Origin of the sequence: Affinundibacterium flavidum, from assembly GCF_014284175.1 — a bacterium.
GTDB classification, from domain to species: Bacteria; Pseudomonadota; Gammaproteobacteria; order Burkholderiales; family Burkholderiaceae_D; genus Undibacterium; species Undibacterium flavidum.
This window is the reverse complement of sequence record NZ_JACOGA010000011.1, coordinates 68,978-85,770: the sequence shown is the minus strand read 5'-3', so window position 1 is coordinate 85,770 and position 16,793 is coordinate 68,978. Positions and strand designations below refer to the sequence as shown.

General features: G+C 44.7%; 11 protein-coding genes. 6 read left to right on the top strand and 5 right to left on the bottom strand.

The features are described 5' to 3' along the window. Window positions 1–120 precede the first annotated feature (120 nt). The gene (locus H8K55_RS12885) at window positions 121–963 is read left to right on the top strand and encodes a peptidylprolyl isomerase (RefSeq protein ID WP_230408605.1); all 843 of its coding nucleotides are present in this window, start codon (window positions 121–123) and stop codon (window positions 961–963) included. Window positions 964–1,532: 569 nt separating this feature from the next. Here the strand turns inward: H8K55_RS12885 and H8K55_RS12880 are convergent. Continuing rightward, complete coding sequence (locus H8K55_RS12880) at window positions 1,533–1,670, bottom strand: hypothetical protein (RefSeq protein ID WP_186942479.1); 138 nt, start codon at window positions 1,668–1,670, stop codon at window positions 1,533–1,535. 142 nt (window positions 1,671–1,812) lie between these two features. Between H8K55_RS12880 and H8K55_RS12875 the strand changes: the two genes are divergently transcribed. Next, window positions 1,813–4,224 (top strand): S8 family serine peptidase, encoded by a 2,412-nt coding sequence (locus H8K55_RS12875; protein WP_222612466.1) that lies wholly within the window; start codon window positions 1,813–1,815, stop codon window positions 4,222–4,224. A 120-nt stretch (window positions 4,225–4,344) separates the two neighbouring features. On the opposite strand, the gene H8K55_RS12870 is transcribed toward H8K55_RS12875, so the two are convergent. Further along, entirely contained in the window at window positions 4,345–5,736 is a 1,392-nt protein-coding gene (locus H8K55_RS12870; RefSeq protein WP_186942477.1) for a YfcC family protein, read from the bottom strand. Window positions 5,737–5,769: 33 nt separating this feature from the next. Further along, window positions 5,770–6,888, bottom strand: a complete 1,119-nt coding sequence (locus tag H8K55_RS12865) for a succinylglutamate desuccinylase/aspartoacylase family protein (RefSeq protein ID WP_186942476.1) — start codon at window positions 6,886–6,888, stop codon at window positions 5,770–5,772. Between the two features lie 361 nt (window positions 6,889–7,249). Here H8K55_RS12865 and H8K55_RS12860 point away from each other — a divergent pair, with 361 nt between their 5' ends. The 4 genes from H8K55_RS12860 to H8K55_RS12845 all read left to right on the top strand — a co-directional run bounded on the left by H8K55_RS12860 (window position 7,250) and on the right by H8K55_RS12845 (window position 13,284). After that, entirely contained in the window at window positions 7,250–8,203 is a 954-nt protein-coding gene (locus H8K55_RS12860) for a MurR/RpiR family transcriptional regulator (protein ID WP_186942475.1), read from the top strand. Between the two features lie 168 nt (window positions 8,204–8,371). Further along, a complete protein-coding gene (locus H8K55_RS12855; protein ID WP_186942474.1) occupies window positions 8,372–11,074 on the top strand; it encodes a TonB-dependent receptor plug domain-containing protein in 2,703 nt (900 codons plus the stop codon). 233 nt (window positions 11,075–11,307) lie between these two features. After that, window positions 11,308–12,648, top strand: a complete 1,341-nt coding sequence (locus H8K55_RS12850; RefSeq protein WP_186942473.1) for a cyanophycinase — start codon at window positions 11,308–11,310, stop codon at window positions 12,646–12,648. A gap of 165 nt (window positions 12,649–12,813) precedes the next feature. Beyond that, window positions 12,814–13,284, top strand: a complete 471-nt coding sequence (locus tag H8K55_RS12845; protein ID WP_186942472.1) for an Mpo1 family 2-hydroxy fatty acid dioxygenase — start codon at window positions 12,814–12,816, stop codon at window positions 13,282–13,284. Window positions 13,285–13,414: 130 nt separating this feature from the next. On the opposite strand, the gene H8K55_RS12840 is transcribed toward H8K55_RS12845, so the two are convergent. Next, window positions 13,415–13,747, bottom strand: coding sequence for an energy transducer TonB (locus H8K55_RS12840; RefSeq protein WP_186942471.1), 333 nt, complete (start codon window positions 13,745–13,747; stop codon window positions 13,415–13,417). Window positions 13,748–14,055: 308 nt separating this feature from the next. After that, entirely contained in the window at window positions 14,056–16,338 is a 2,283-nt protein-coding gene (locus H8K55_RS12835) for a M9 family metallopeptidase (RefSeq protein ID WP_186942470.1), read from the bottom strand. Between the last annotated feature and the right edge of the window lie 455 nt (window positions 16,339–16,793).

Genomic DNA, 16,793 nt, shown 5'->3' with positions numbered 1-16,793 from the left:
AATCTACTGCGTACATTTTTGTACATCTTGCTACAAAATTACGACAGGAAAACAGTTTTTCATCACGGTGTGCCAGCCTATACTCCAAGACTTAGCAATCAAGCTTTTGTGGAGTATCTCTTGAAATTAGTTGTCCTATTAATGAGTGTCGTTTCCTTATGCACGGCCTGTGGCGGCAGTGACAGTGCAACACCAAACACACCGAACACGCAAAACAAAGTCAGCGTATCTGAAGTCAGTAGCGATCAATTGGTGTATCGCAAAACTAGCATCATTACCGTGAAGGGTCAGAATTTAAACGCTGGCATCAACCTCACCCATCAAGGCTGTTTAAAGATTACAGAATTAGCGGGCAGCAGCGCCACGCAAAAGTCATTTAGCTGCAAGCTTGTTGCTGTGGGCAGTGTGCCAGTTGTGATCACAGATGGTGCCAATAATTCGCTCTATACCAATACAGTAACAATTCCACTTGCAGCACAACCACAAGTAACGATGAGCACATCGTTGGGTAATATCGTGATTGAACTCAATCCGGCGAAAGCGCCAATCACGGTCGACAACTTCTTAAATTATGTTGAATCAGGATTTTACGTCAATAAGATTTTTCACCGCGTGATCAGCAACTTCATGATTCAGGGTGGTGGTTACACCGCTGATCTGGTTCAGGCCACGACACAGGCAGCGATCAAGTTGGAAGCTGGAAACGGCTTGAGTAATATCAGAGGCAGTATCGCCATGGCACGGACAAGTGCTCTCGACTCCGCGACATCACAATTCTTTATCAATGTGGTCGACAACACGGCCCTTGATACGAATAGCGGCGGTTATGCGGTATTTGGCAAGGTCGTCACGGGTTTAGACATTGTCGACAAAATTAAGGTCGTCCCCACTTCAACACGTGGCGGCTTGAACGATGTTCCTGTAAGTACAGTATTGATTAACACTATGCTGCAAACGAAGTAATTAATCTCCAAATTTGTTATCTCTAGTAGTGAAATTGTAGTGCCGTTTTAGCTTTAAACTCCCTCTTGGGGCTGGCCTGTATAGCCAGCCCTTTTTTTTTGCACATAAGCCAATAGGTCCTTTCGATCTACTTACACGCCACCGTTCTGGCGCTATTCAAAATCTGCCTTAATAAAGTACATCTATCCAAACAGGAAATTTAGTCTCGCTTACAAAGATTGAAATCGTTTAGTTTTTATCGATAGTTTGTGATAGCCCACTAAATGAATCCTTAGAGTGCTTTCATTGTCACAATTGCTATTTTTCAACATTATTAATAACTTAAAGAAATAGAATTAAAGAATTCTTCGATTATTTGTTGTTTATTCATATTTAATAATTAAAAAATCTATTAATTAAGTAGCGTAACTTTGATTATTAACAAATATAACGCCTACAATGACATTCCCTCTTTTTGTTATTTATTTATGTAAACAAAAATATATTTATATGAAGCTATCTCATAATTGGCTTTATTAAAAAAGTACCGCGAAGTAGGAATGCTTGTTCATCGGATTTCTAATGTTTGCCTACATTTCTATGGTGACGGTAATGAGAACAACAGTTGATATCAACTGCGTGTATTGATCGAGAATATTCATCACTCTGACGTTGATGACATCTGCAAATAAGAGGTGGTAATACCAAGGCAGGTTACCCTTTTTCATTTCTGGGGAAGAATTAAGGGCAGCTGAACAAACAAATGAACGTAGTGTACCCCGTCAATTTAGCAAAATTAATTGAATAAGGAACAGAACTATGACTACTCATTTACACCATTATTTTTCGCTACGAGCCGTAGCAAAAAAAATGAAAATTATTGGACTCGGTATTTTTTCTCTAAGTATCACAGCGACCAATGTTCTGGCAGCTAGTAATCCGCAACAAACTAACTCAGCAAGCACTAAAACAGCGCTAGCACCGATCGTCACTAAGTCCGCGCAAGCTATCGTTCCTGACCAGTACATTGTGGTCTTTAAACAAGGAACACCAGCAAGCACCATTAAAGCGGCTCAAGTTGAGGCAAGGAATTTGGGCGCCAGTGTTGGATTTACTTACACACGAAGTTTATTGGGATTTAGCGTTAAAGCACCAGCAGCCAGTGTTGATCGCTTGCGCGCCTTATCGGGAGTTTCCTATGTCGAAGCAGACAGTAAGGTTTCTATCGATACTATACAAACGAGTCCACCAACAGGATTGGATCGTACTAGTGAACGTCTTTTACCTTTAGACAATCGCTATACCTATAGCGAAACAGGTACAGGTGTTCATGCGTACGTACTTGATACCGGCATACGTAGTACACACACCCAGTTTGGTGGACGTGCGACTGGTGGATTTACCTCAATTGCAGATGCTTGGGGCACGAATGATTGTCACGGACATGGAACACATGTCGCTGGCACCATCGGTGGCACTACCTATGGCATTGCTAAACAGGTTAATTTGCACCCCGTTCGTGTTCTAGATTGCGGCGGCACGGGGACCTTATCTGGGGTCATCGCTGGGGTTGATTGGGTGACGATTAATGCGACTCATCCTGCAGTAGCAAATATGAGCCTGGGAGGCGGCCTATCGCCGTCATTGGACACGTCCGTGGCCAATTCGATTGCCTCTGGCGTTACCTACGTGGTAGCCGCTGGCAATAGCAACGCCGATGCTTGCACAGCATCGCCAGCCAATGTTCCCACCGCTATTACAGTCGGCAATGTGAATCCTACCAACGATACACGTTGGCCCACTTCAAATTGGGGATCTTGCCTGGATTTATTTGGCCCTGGCGTTAATATTTTATCGGCAGGTATTACCAATGACACTGCAACGGCGTCAATGACAGGTACCTCAATGGCTGCACCGCATGTCGCAGGTGTTGCGGCTTTATATTTGCAAAATCACACAGCGGCGAGTCCTGCGACAGTGTGGGCGGCGATTCACAATGCTGATAACGTGACGACGACAGTTGGCTGGCCAGGTGTGATTAATCCTGGTGTTGGTTCACCTAATGAACTTTTACATTGGGGTTCGTTGAATGATGGACACGATGACGGTGATCCACATTTTACGACGGTCGACGGCATTCATTACGATTTCCAAAGCGCAGGTGAATTTATCGCTTTGAGAGATAGGAATGGTACGCAAATTCAAACCCGTCAAACACCAATCGCGACCACATTTAATCCAGGACCTAATCCCTACACAGGCTTAGCAAGTTGCGTCAGCTTAAATACTGCCGTTGCTGCAAAACTTGGAAATCGTAGGATTTCGTATCAACCAAACTTAAATGGCATTCCTGATCCTAGTGGTTTGCAATTAAGGGTCGATGGTGTTCTGACTACACTGGGTGCCAGTGGTTTGAATTTTGGCGGCGGAGCCCGTTTAGCTAAAACGTCTGTAGCTGGTGGCTTGGAAGCTAATTTCCCTGATGGTACGACACTAATCGTAACGCCAGGATGGTGGGCGTCACAAGGTAAGTGGTATTTGAACGTAAGTGTTTTCCATACACCTGCTAACGAAGGCATTATGGGTGCTATCGCTGCTGGAAGTTGGTTGCCGGCGTTACCAAACGGCAGTTCATTAGGAGCGATGCCAACTGACTTACACCAACGTTACCTTGATTTAAACAGTAGCTTTGCCAATGCATGGCGCGTAACATCGACCAGTAGTTTATTCGATTATGCATCGGGCACCTCTACCGCGGACTTTACAGTTCCAAGCTGGCCTTTGGAAAAACCACCATGCTTGATACCACGCAGCGACGTTAAGCCAGTTGAGCCTTTGGATGAAAATACAGCGCAACAAGCCTGTCAAGCGATCACAGATAAAACCAGAAAAGCCAATTGCGTCTTTGACGTCGTTGCAACTGGCGAAGTAGGTTTTGCTAAAACTCATCTGCAAAGTCAGTTAATAGAAGCTGGATCAACTGTCGTACATTTAAATGACAATCAAGCTCAGACAGCAGTCGGTGAACTTGCTATATTCACGGCAACGGTGCAAAGAAATACCTCTGATCGTGAGCGTCTGGTACCAACTGGTTTAGTTCAATTTACGATTAATGGTAAGGACGAAGGACCATTATCGAAATTAGATGCTAGTGGTCAAGCCGTATGGAAAACCTCGACAATAGGTGCAGGTGTCTATCAAATAGGTGCACGTTACATTCCAACTCAAGGAAGTAGTTTCCTACCAAATAACAGCCTCGATTTGCCACATACGGTACGTTAGGCGTTTATGACATTTCACTAATTCAAATATGATTTAATTTCATGAATTAGGATGTGTTGACATGTTAAAACACGGGAAGAAATTCCCGTGTTTTGTCTTGGTGAAGCAGCGACCAATAACTCACCAACTAAATTGACAAGCAATCGCCAACATCACCAAAGCCAATACAAAATAAATCAACTGCAAAGGAATCATCCACTTGGCCCAAGTCACCCACGGAATACGTGCCAATGCCAGCACACCGACCGTGATGCCCGAAGTGGGAATCATAGGCGTGGTGAATTCACCAAATTGAAATGCCAACACAGCGGTTTGGCGTGACACGCCGACCAAATCTGATAATGGTGCCATGATAGGCATAGTCAAAGCTGCTTGCCCACTACCAGAGTGAATGAAAAAATTAATCACCGACTGAATCACAAACATTTTATGCGCTGCAAATATTGGATTAGCAGATTGCACCAGCGGCATCAGATGAAACAACATGGTATCGATAATATGTGCATCTCGCGCCAAAATCATAGTGCCACGTGCTAAGGCAATTACCAATGCAGTGGTAATCAGATCTTTCGCACCTTGAATAAACGCATCGACAAATTCATCGGTGCTAAGCCTGCCGACAATTCCTACTGCGATTGCCATCACCAAAAACAAAGCTGCAATTTCATTGATAAACCACTCGTATTTCACCACACCGAATACCATCACACCCAAAGTCGCGACAAACATCCACAACACGAATTTATGCGTCTTGGTCATTCCCACAAATGTCGATAAATCATCGCTAACTTGGTGTTGCCGTCTCTCTTGATCGATCGAGTAAGTCGGACTTAACTGCGGATTTTTTTTAATACGCGCGGCGTACCACATCAAAAATGTAATGGTACAAGCAGTAGCAATTACCCAAATCACCAAGCGAAAACCTATGCCAGAAAAAACTGGAACGCCTGCAATCCCTTGCGCAATCCCGACATTAAACGGGTTCAAAAAAGCCGCCGCAAAACCGACTTGTGAACCGACAAAAGGAATCGCTACACCGACAATCGAGTCGTAACCCAAGGCCAGCGCCAAAGGAATAAATATCATCACGAAAGGAATTGCCTCTTCCGCCATCCCAAAGCTCGCGCCGCCTAAAGAAAATAGCGTGACGAAAACCGGAATGATCATGACACGCACAAAGGCAGAACGGGTATGCGCCTGCGCTACTGATTTGATCATAGAATCTATCGCTTCTGTCTTTTGCAAAACGGCGAAAGCACCACCAACGATCAACACAAAACCTATGATCAAAGCGGCTTCAACAAAGCCTTTGATCGGTGCCATCATCAGCGCCACCGGGCCTTGTGGATTACTGGCGACGTAGTGAAACGATGCTGGATCGATCAGCGATTTGCCATTCACTATATGCGTTTCATATTTACCGCCGGGTACAAACCAAGTAGCAATCGCCAGTATCGCCAGCAAAGCAAATAGCAGCACAAAGGTATTCGGCATTCTGATTTTTTTAAACATACGAAGTCTCCATTATTTTTCAGTCTTACCGATTTACATGGACAGCAAATTACCGCTGCGATAGGCAATCGCACCAGCGACTTTGGCGACTCGCATGCCGTGTTGCGCATAACGACGTGCTACCCGTGCATACAAAACGCCAGCGACGTTAGAAATCATCGGTGTCACTTGGCCTGAAATCGGGTCTATCAAATCACCTATCGATTCACCAGCCACGATGACATCACCAACATTTTTTGTGAATGCCAAAATACCAGCATGCGCTGCGACAATAGGCTCTGAGCCTTCTAAAGGCGTGGGTTGACATAAAGCATCGGGCATAGCCTGCGCTTCTGCTTGTATATGCCCTGCTTGAATGAGAAATTGCACGATAGCATTCGCGTCATTTTGTGCGAAGTCATGTGCTACATCACTTTCTCCACGCAGCTCTACTGTTACTGACTGGCAGCCTAATGCGACCGGTGTCGCTGCGCCAAATTCTTCAGCTAATTCCCACCAATGACGAGAGCAAGATTCATCAAATGGATCATCACCAGATAAGACTGATACCAACAAGGCGCCCCCCCCCAAATAACGCACCAAAGGCATGGTCGCATCTGCTAAAGGTGTACCGGTATAAAGATGCATCACTGCTTGATTATCACAATGCAGATCCAGCACGATGTCGGCATCAATCGCCAATGTTTGCAGGGTTTTCTTGAGCGCCGCCGCCTCGCTATTGGGCTGCCACTCTGCCAATAGTGCCAAAGCCTGCTCACGTATTAATGCGGTATTCACATGGATATCTGTACCAAGTTTTCCTGCTAATCGCTCTTTCAATGCTGGCGTTAAATATTGATAACCACGATTGAAATTGATACCGGTCGCCATATCGAAACGCCCAAATGCACTCCCTTGAATATCCTGCGCGAGTCCAATTGGGTTTGCCATGGGCACCAAAACAATTTCTCCAGCAATCGCACCTGCCTGCTCTAAAGCGGTGAAACTTTGGCGCAAATAATGACTGACCAGCATGCCGGGAATTTCGTCGGCATGTAAGGACGACTGGATGTACACTTTTTTACCATTGTTGATGCTACCAAAATGGTAACTGGTAATTTCTCGACTGGTTCCCGCACTCAAGCTAGGTAGAGCATGTTTCTTTATACGCATAACAATACTTTCTAAAAGATTACAAATTCATTTCCATTAATTTCAGTTAATTGCAGTTATTTTTTTGGCAGGTCGGTTGGCACGCACTCAAAGCCGCTCTCGCAACCCCATCCACACAAATTTTGTAGCGATCTTCATTCCATCGCATTATCAAGCTCTTTCTCACACCTGCAAACAATAATCCTGACAAAACGGTGTTTCAAAAATACTTATAGTTCAAATTTACCCATATCCATTTTGTCTGATTTTTTACACATTCTATCTTTATGAAAAAAATCTGACAATAACTATTGAAATTTATTTTGATTCGTTCTAAAGTGCAGCCATCGACATTGTTTAATTTTTTTCAGAAATAGAGAAAATGAAAAAAAGCCTTACTCCCACAGAATCGCACTCGCCTGATCTGGTATTTGCCAAATCCAGCCTAGGCGAAAGCTTAATGCAGCAACTTAAGGAAGGCTCTTCGTCTTACAAGCGGATTGCTGATTACCTGTTGCGCAATCAAGTCAAAGTCACCGCATTGGGGATAGAAGACATGGCAGAACATTGCGAAGTCTCTACCGCAACGATCAGCCGTTTTGCTCGCGATTTGGGATTTACTAACTACGCCGCACTGAAAAACAAAATTGCAGAAACCGTACAAGAGATTTTTTCCCCTGTCGAAAAATTACGCAATACCATCGAGGCACGCAAAGGTAACTCATCTCCAGCGAATGCCAGCCTGCAATCAGCGACCGCGAATATCAATGCGGCTGGTCAAGGAATAGAAGATGAGCAGATGAATCAGATCGTCAGTCAACTGAGCAAAGCTGGCACGGTGTACATCATGGGCTTTGGTATTAGCTCACACCTAGCCGGAATGCTTGCCTTGCACTTACAACCTTACTGCAATCGTGTGGTGGAAGTCGTTGCTTATGGTGGCACTGAAGTCGCTGCTGGCAATCTGGCAAATATTACCGACAAGGATGTGCTGATCGTCATCTCGTTTCCACGTTATGCCTTAGATGTCATTCGTCTCACGCAATTTGCACGCAATCATTCCACCTGCATCGTTGCCATCACCGATTCATCCGCATCACCGATCGCGCAACTTGGCGATTACTTATTATTAGCACCTAGTTCCCATGCGGTATTGTCGAGTAGCTCGACTGCGGCCACCGCCGTGATTGAAGCTTTAGTCAGTAGCATCATGGTTTCTAATAAGAAAAATGTCGAGAAAGCGATCCGCTTAACAGAAGCGCTCTCAGGCTATTTACACAATAACGATAACACTTCAAGAACCGCGCAACTGGAAAGTCGCAAGCCGAAAAAGTAGCTCCCCCTTTTCCTTTCGTTACAGCCAACGAGCACTTTAAACAGTGCTCGATAGGGAGCCCTTTTTCGCCATTTTTTAGTCCAATTTGTAGTCAAACTTTATTAATTCACTTTTTTTAATCTAACTTTTTTAGTCTACCTTTTTTCAAAATTTGAGGAGCACCATGTCATGAAGCATCAAATTCAACAACGTCAACATAAGCATATCGTACCCAAGAAAATCACTGCAGCCACTTGGTCAGCCCTGAGCGCAATGGCAGTATTAGGTTTATCAAGCGCATCGGTTTTTGCACAAGATAAAACTAGCGATCTTGTCGTGCAAAAAATTGAAATCACGGGATCCTCCATCAAGCGTATCAATGCAGAAACCGCGCTGCCAGTGCAAGTGATCAGTCGTGTTGAAATCGCTAAAACAGGCGCAACGACCGCAGAGCAATTACTGACGACCTTGAGTGCGAATACAGGTTACACCCAAGAATCCGCGAGTATCAGTGACAAGCCAGGATCTAGCGGCATGTCTGGAGCGAACTTACGCGGTTTGGGCGTCTCTTCAACCTTGGTGCTGCTCAATGGTCGTCGTATGGCAGCATTCGCCTTCGGCGGTGAAGGTACGGATTTGAATTCCATCCCACTCTCAGCAATTGATAGAGTCGAAGTTTTAAAAGATGGTGCCTCTGCTGTCTACGGTGCCGATGCGGTCGGTGGCGTGATTAACTTTATCACGCGCAAAGATTTTAAAGGCTTCGAAGCAAGCGTAAGTGGCATGCGCACAGATGAAGGTGGCGGCGGAGATAAGTCAGTTAGTTTGTTAGGTGGCTTTGGCAATCTCGCGAATGATGGCTACAACTTTTTCGCCAGTCTGCAACACAAAAAGAACGACCAATTACGCACGGCACAGCGCGATTTCGCGGTCAGCGCATGGCGTCCATTAGAAGCGCGCGGCTATCCTGACAACTTCACTTCCGCCAACACCTTCCCTGCTGGGATGTACGCTGTTTCTGGCAAAAAATACCTGGGCAATCCTAGCGCACCAGATTGCGCGCCTCCATCGAGTATCTTGATCAATGGCGCCTGCCGCTTCGATTACCAAGCAGCTGCGGACGTGTATCCAGAATCCCAAAAAACCAATTTGATCACACGAGGTACTTTTGCGATTGATGCAGATCACACGATCTTTGCAGAATTTACAGCGTCCAAAAATGAAGCCAAATATCGCTTATCGCCAACAGGTGTGAATGGCAATCAAGGAACTAGCGGCAGTGCATGGACTTATCCTGCGGGCGGGCCTTTCTATCCTAAGACCTATGTCAATTCCGCTGGACAAACCGTTGCAACGGACGGCAAAGCTTTCAATGTTCGCATGCGCATGACACCAGGTGGCGCCCGTACCAATGGTCAAGAATCTGAACAACAACGCCTGTTATTGGGTGCGGAAGGCGTCATCGCCGACTGGGATTACAACACTGCATTTGCCCATTCCGTGTCCGAAAATACGCAAACTTTGACCAATGGCTATTACGATAAAGCGAAACTATTGGCCGCTTTCAAAACTGGCAAAATTAATCCTTTCGGTGCGCAATCGCAAGAAGGACAAGCCTTGTTGGACGCAGCAGAACGCAATATTGACGGTCGCAAAGGCAAATCCACAACTGACGTATTTGATGCACGCTTCACCCGTGAAATCGCACAACTCGACGCTGGTGCAGTCGGTATGGCGACGGGCATAGAATTTCGTCGTGAAAAACTCGAAGACAATTCTTCCGATGAAATTTTGGCGGGAACAATCTACTCCACATCCAAATCACGCCGCGTTTCTGAATCACGCGACGTCAAAGCGATCTTCGCTGAATTCGACGTACCTCTAGCCAAAGATTTGAATGCACAAATGGCCTTACGTCACGACTCCTACGGCGGTAATATTGGTAGTTCGACCAATCCTAAAGTGGCGTTGCGTTATCAGCCAAGTAAAGATTTCTTGTTCCGTATATCTTTCGGTACTGGGTTCCGCGCACCGACGATGAAGGATCTTGATCCATCTGCAGTTGAAACATCCACCGGTGGTTTGTACTTCGACACTATAGGCTGTGCAAAATACAATTCACAATGCTATAGCGATCAGATCCCAACCACAGAAGCAGGCAATCCAAATCTGAAGCCCGAAAAATCCAAACAATTCTCTATGGGTTTTGTATGGGAACCTTTAGCCGCGTTCTCCGCTGCGGTCGATTATTGGAGTGTGCGTAAAACGGATGTGATTAAATTTGCTCCGGAAACTTTGATTGATACGGACCCGGCCTTCGTCGAAAAATCCATCACCCGTGACAGCGATGGCTACATCACTAACTGGGCTTTAACTGCACAAAATCAGGGTAAAGAAACCAAGAGCGGTATCGATTTGAATTTCGCTTATCGCACCAAGTTTGATGACATGGGTAAATTGACGACGCGCTTGTCTGGCACTTTGATGACCAAGAGCGAGCAACAATTTTCTGCAAACTCCAAAGTCTTCGACAATCTCGGCAAATGGGGTTTTGAATATGTGACACCGAAATGGCGTCATCGTTTGAGTGCAGATTGGGATATCGGCAACTGGGGTTTCACGGTAGCGAATAGCTTCCAATTACATCACGAAGACCAACAATTAGATCCTAAAGGTCACCACCCTACCGTCGCATCTTACAGTTTGTGGGATTTACAAACCGGTTACTACGGTTTCAAAGATATCAAAATTACTGGCGGTATTTTGAATTTCTTGAACACGAAACCACCGTTCTCGAATCAGACTTTGACTTACTTTGCTGGTTTTGATTCGACTTATGTTGATCCGCGTGGACGTGCTTTTTACATTCGTTTGAATTACGCCTTTAAATAACAAAGAACGCCTTGTGCAAATAAGTAGGGTGCGCCATGCGGACCGTCATTGGTGTGATTGACATCGATAACGATGGTGCGCACGGCGTCCCCTACTCCTGATACCACTTTCTTGTGCGGCATTTCTCCCGCATTTGGGGTAGCATCTTAGGATGGCTACCCCTTTTTTTATGAATACGGATAGTTCGTTTCAAGTTCTTCATCAATCTGCGAACTATCCACATTGGATAAAAAATGACTCACTATTCGACTACCTCGTTTTCCCGATTCACTTCGCAAATTCACCGCCCTCTTTATCGTCGACTATCCATTTTCTCTCACTTACGGCTTCTTTGCTTACTGATTTTTAGCTTACTGCTTCTTAGCCTAAGCTTACTATCCGCGCACTCGCAAGCCAGCACAGACTTAAGCAAAGTTCGTGGCTCGCTGCTCATTATTGGTGGCGCACTACGCAATGACAACGCTGTAGTTTGGGAAAAATTGATTGATCAAGCTGGCGGCAAAAACAGCAAAATCGCCATCATCCCAGCCGCATCAGGCAATCCTGACCGCGCTGCAGACTTCGTCGTACAGACTTTAAAAAAATATGGTGCGAATGCGTTTATCGTGCCGCTTTCTGCTAAGTACGAAACCAAAGATGGTCAGAAAAAAACCTCGCAAATCAATCAAGATCGGTACTGGATCACCCAAATTGAACAAGCAGATGGCGTGTACTTCACAGGAGGCGATCAGGCAAAAATTACCCGTGCATTAGTGAATGAAGATGGCAAACCCAGCGCGATGTTAAATGCGATCTGGTCACTCTATCAACGTGGTGGCGTCATCGCTGGCACCAGTGCCGGTGCGGCGATTATGAGTGGCACGATGTTTAGTAATGCCAAGAGTGTATTGACGACTTTAAAGCTAGGTGTCACCGAGGGCGATGAGATCGCACCTGGTTTAGGCTTTATTGGCAATGACATTTTCATCGACCAGCATCTGATTATTCGCGGTCGTTTCGCTCGTATGCTGCCTCTCATGCTAAAGAAGAATTATCGATTAGGATTCGGCATTGATGAAAATACCGCCCTGTTAGTGCGGCCAGAACGAGATGTCGAAATTATCGGCTACAAAGGTGCCATTCTATTAGATTTCAATGCATTAAAAACGAATGCTGCACTCCCTGAATTCAATCTGCAACATGCCAGCATTTCCTATCTATCACACGGTGATCGCTTTGAATTTCAAAGTCAGAAAATTATCCCCGCGTCAGACAAATCTTTAATAACAAACACGGAATCAGAAGACAGCGATCAGGCACCCGCCTTTTATCCCAATATCTTGGGCAATACCACAGTAGTAGAGCTGATGTCTGGCTTAGCAGAAAGCTCGCGCCATTCAGCCTTAGGTTTAGCATTTGATGCCTACAGCAAGGTGAAGCCAGACCTAGGTTTTGAATTTACGTTTAGCAAAACGCCAGAAACGAAAGCGTATTTCTCTAGTAGCACAGGTGCGGAAGCATTTACGGTGATGCGACTACGATTAGATGTGCGCCCTGTCAAAATGGCTCAGCCTCTCTACGAACCTATTAAATAGATATCAAAATAAGTGTCAACTGAGTGCCCCACATTTATTTAACTAAGCCAAATTAGAGGAATTCGTCTGTTGTTTTAATTCGCCGCAAAGCAGCGTTTTATACAAGCTTGCACTAAGATGTTCTGCTCAACTATTACCTGCCGTCAGAGCAGCTTTGGAGACATAATGGATAACCAACATTTACCAGCATCAAATCAAGCACAAGACGAACGCAAAGTTTTGCAGCTACTGAACAAATATGCCGAGAGCCACCGCCATCCACATAATGAAATCATTCATTTCATTTGTGTACCGGTAATTATGTGGACAGTGTTGGCCTTATTATGGGCAGTGCATCCATTAGTCGCCGTCGCTGGCAGTGTCGTCGCCCTACTTTATTACTTTAGCTTGTCCGTAGGATTTGCACTTGGTATGTGCCTGATGGCTGTACTGATGCTGGGCGTGCTTTGGTGGATGCCGCAGGAGTTAGTATTGCGTGTCGCCGTCATCGTGTTTGTGATTGCCTGGATTTTTCAATTCATCGGTCACAAGATTGAAGGTAAAAAACCCTCATTCTTCGAAGATCTACGCTTTTTGCTGATAGGACCGTTATTTGTAATCAGCTTTTTGTATCGACGTTGGAAGTTGCCTTACTAGATTTCGATGATTGCTCCAATAGAAAACGCCAGTCTAAGTAAACTTAGTACTGGCGTTTTTCAATGATCTAGAGCTATGGGCTAGATTTAAGAGCGATATTTAGACCGTACTTAAATCAGTGGCTTACCGATTATGACAAGCTCCAAACGTGTTCTAATTTTGCCCAAGCTTGTTGTGCTTTGCCATCTTTAACAGCTGGTTTAAATTTGCATGAAGAGTAGATTTTCACCGCTGCTTTATCCAAAGCTTTAGAGCCACTGGATTGATCTACTTTAGAATCTACAACACTACCATCAGCGCCGACTAATACGGACAACATCACAGTGCCAGTCTCTTCATTCATCAAGGAGGATTTTGGGTAAACAGCTTTTTCGCAAGACTGTTTATCTACCATAGGAACTTCTGCTGCATTTGCTGCAAAAACGGAACTTAACAAAGCTGCTGCCAATAAAAATTTTTTCATAGTCGGATCACCGTAAGAGATTGAGATAAGCCCATGAGAACTTTATTGCGAACTAAGACTTGCAAATTGCCACATGGAAACAGCCGTCATTCTAAAGATTATTTTTCCACATGGCAATATGTTTGCACAAAATTTCATCAGTTTTTTAAGGTGAATGTAAATATATTCTCTTGTATCGTATCGCAAAGATAATAAAAAAACCGAACATGTCATACAACATGTTCGGCAAAATCATTACTTGCAGGGTTGCTAGCAAATGATCACATCGGGAAACTTTGATGTCTTTACTGATGATTAAGTTTGATTAATCATTCATAACTAGCATTGATATTGACGCCTGTGAACGGCTGTTTAGCTTTCAAGACGATGTAATACCAAGTGCCAGAGGTTGGCGTAGCGAAGAACACACTTTCATTATTGCCAGCTTTCAAAGACGCAGCATCGTAAGAAGTTGTACTTGGATATGATCCCTTCATCACATACAAATCAACGTCTCCAGTGCCACCATTGGTGTACAACTTCAAGTTTTTAGCACCAGCAGGCAACATGATGTATGCGTAAGCTTGAGTACTGGATGACAGGTTCCTGATCGAGCAGTTTTTGCCCAATTGAGAGCTAGAAGAACAAGCTGGCAAAGTCACGACTGGTGGTGTTGGGAGTGGTGGTTCACCTGCGACAGTTGCTGATTGCACCCATGAGGCAAATTCTGCATCATATTTTGTCCCAATATTAGTCATATAAGCTTGATAGCCAGTGTAATCACCAACACGGAACTTCGGAATAATCGCATCGATATCACTGCGATGTCTTTCGTTCATGAAGCGTACCGCCATATATCCCCAACGATAAGCGCGAGGAACGTAGTCAGACATAGAGTAGGTGTTACCAAAAATCGTGCTGAGCTTGTAAGTACCAGTCTTAGCAACATCAATCGCTTCCTGATAGTTATTCTTATGTGACAAGTATTCCGCCACACCTTCAATCCACCACACCGTAGGCTGTGCAGTGCCAGCAGTAAAGTCACCTAACATATCGAAGCGACCATCAAGGTAATGCACGTATTCATGCTCTAGATTCCAGACTGAAAATGCCGGACGCAACCATGAAGCTTCGTGCGCGATGAAACGCGCTTGATTGTTCACATCCGCAGGATCACCTTCCAGATACATACCACCGTTGTCCGTGCTGATACCAAACAGGACGCCCGCGTATTTGCTATAGTTGGTGTAGTCATCAAACACCACTAATTCCAATGACTTGTTATTGTCATTCGCTACCGGTTGCTGATTCGTGAGCAGCATATTGTGGAAGTAGGTTTCTTCCGCGCCCAAGATATTGCAAGAATCATGCAATTGTGCTGTCGTCATGTCCTGTGCACGAATTTTGACAGTCGGACTACAGGTATAGCTGGTTTTCAACACAGTATTGGCAAGCTGGGTTTTGAAGTTGCAAGTACCATATTCAGCGCAGTTTGCACTGTCATAGTAGTCCACGGTAGTAGCCGCGTTCAACCACAAATCACTATCAACCCCAGTCATACTGGAAGTCGCCAACTGATATTTGACCATGGGCTTTACGCTTGGCAATAATGTCGGATACTTCATGAAACGGAATGCTTCATTTTCTGCATCATTCAGTTGATATGCTGTGCTAGTGTTCAACAAGGCAGCCTTATTGTTGACGACAAAATTATTCAATGCAGTCGGATAAGAAATATCTTGAATAATATTCGCCGCATTTGCACGTCCATGTGCGTAGAACATGACTGTCAATGCGCCAGTGAACGCACCCGCTGCGGAAGGTTGCAACAAGGGAGCGACTGCATTCGGATTCGCGCTGGTATTCGTAAAGCGCACGAACAGATTTTTCACGCTAGGCAAATAGTAGGCTTCATCATTTAAATTGGTCACCAATCTAAATACTTCACTAGCAGTGTTGCCCCAAGCAGCATTGGGAGCGTACAAGGCATTACCATCAATCAATTGTTTGATTGGAGCACGCAGATTGGTCATGATGCTTGAAGCAGGCGCTGGAATCGTGCTACCACTCGCTAAGTAATAGCCAGCACGTAGATACAAAGTCAAATTGACTAAAGCAAGATTCGACGCGTTATAGCTGTTTGCCTCTTGAGCAAAGCGTGCTGCAACGGCGTTCATATTGGCAGCTGAATAAATGGTCGTGCCTTGTGCTGCACCTAAAGCAAATAATCCATAAGTGCATTCTGGGTCTGGTAAAGACACCAGATAATTCGCCAAGGCTGTGCCGCTATAGCTAGCCATGGTTGCCATATCTTTGCAGGCAGCGGTTGGTGCCGCAGCCATTGCGGCGGACTTCGTGTTAACGCCGTTTTTACTTTGCGCATACAATGCCTGCAAGTCTTTTTTACTTGGCGGCAAATTGAATTTGATCTGATCAGCGCTGGGTGGCAACACTGAACGAGCATGCGGCATTGGAGCTTGGTTGATCTTTTGATTTTCATGACTGTGCTTAGGATCATCAAAAAGACGATCCTTATTTGCAGCCTGACTTACACTGCAAAAGCTAGCGGCGATTAAACCGGCGAGCACTAAGGTCTTATGTTGGAATGACATTACTATGACTCCTCTATTTGTAGTTATGGGTGACGTCATCGTCGACGTTTTTTCTATCCCGTCTTCTGTCCCGTCACCCTCGTTTCCAAAGACAAAACAAAAAGCATGCTTCGTCTTTGAAGCTTCGCCCTTTTTTTCCATCAATCATTAACAAACTATTGAGGGACCTAGCCTTTCAATCCGATACATGACTAGACAAAAACTGCTGCCGTCACGACTAGAATTTCCAGGCCTTTAAGAATTCCGCAACTCCCCTCCCGAAGAGTTGTAAGTGAATTCTCTGGGGCGAATTCATCTTATAAATATATTTATTAAATATCAACCGTATATTTATATTCAACGAGTGATTAAGAAGATTTTGTGCAAAATACAGAGGAAATTTAAATTGGCATTGCCAAACCCAAACTTTAAATATATTAAAAACATATAAGTAAAATTAAATTTGGAATAGTGTG

Excerpts from the sequence above, each read along its gene's own strand:
- H8K55_RS12880 (WP_186942479.1), bottom strand. The coding sequence starts at position 1,670 with ATGAAAAAGGGTAACCTGCCTTGGTATTACCACCTCTTATTTGCAGAT.
- H8K55_RS12875 (WP_222612466.1), top strand. The coding sequence starts at position 1,813 with ATGAAAATTATTGGACTCGGTATTTTTTCTCTAAGTATCACAGCGACC.
- H8K55_RS12870 (WP_186942477.1), bottom strand. The coding sequence starts at position 5,736 with ATGTTTAAAAAAATCAGAATGCCGAATACCTTTGTGCTGCTATTTGCT.
- H8K55_RS12865 (WP_186942476.1), bottom strand. The coding sequence starts at position 6,888 with ATGCGTATAAAGAAACATGCTCTACCTAGCTTGAGTGCGGGAACCAGT.
- H8K55_RS12860 (WP_186942475.1), top strand. The coding sequence starts at position 7,250 with ATGAAAAAAAGCCTTACTCCCACAGAATCGCACTCGCCTGATCTGGTA.
- H8K55_RS12855 (WP_186942474.1), top strand. The coding sequence starts at position 8,372 with ATGAAGCATCAAATTCAACAACGTCAACATAAGCATATCGTACCCAAG.
- H8K55_RS12850 (WP_186942473.1), top strand. The coding sequence starts at position 11,308 with ATGACTCACTATTCGACTACCTCGTTTTCCCGATTCACTTCGCAAATT.
- H8K55_RS12845 (WP_186942472.1), top strand. The coding sequence starts at position 12,814 with ATGGATAACCAACATTTACCAGCATCAAATCAAGCACAAGACGAACGC.
- H8K55_RS12840 (WP_186942471.1), bottom strand. The coding sequence starts at position 13,747 with ATGAAAAAATTTTTATTGGCAGCAGCTTTGTTAAGTTCCGTTTTTGCA.
- H8K55_RS12835 (WP_186942470.1), bottom strand. The coding sequence starts at position 16,338 with ATGTCATTCCAACATAAGACCTTAGTGCTCGCCGGTTTAATCGCCGCT.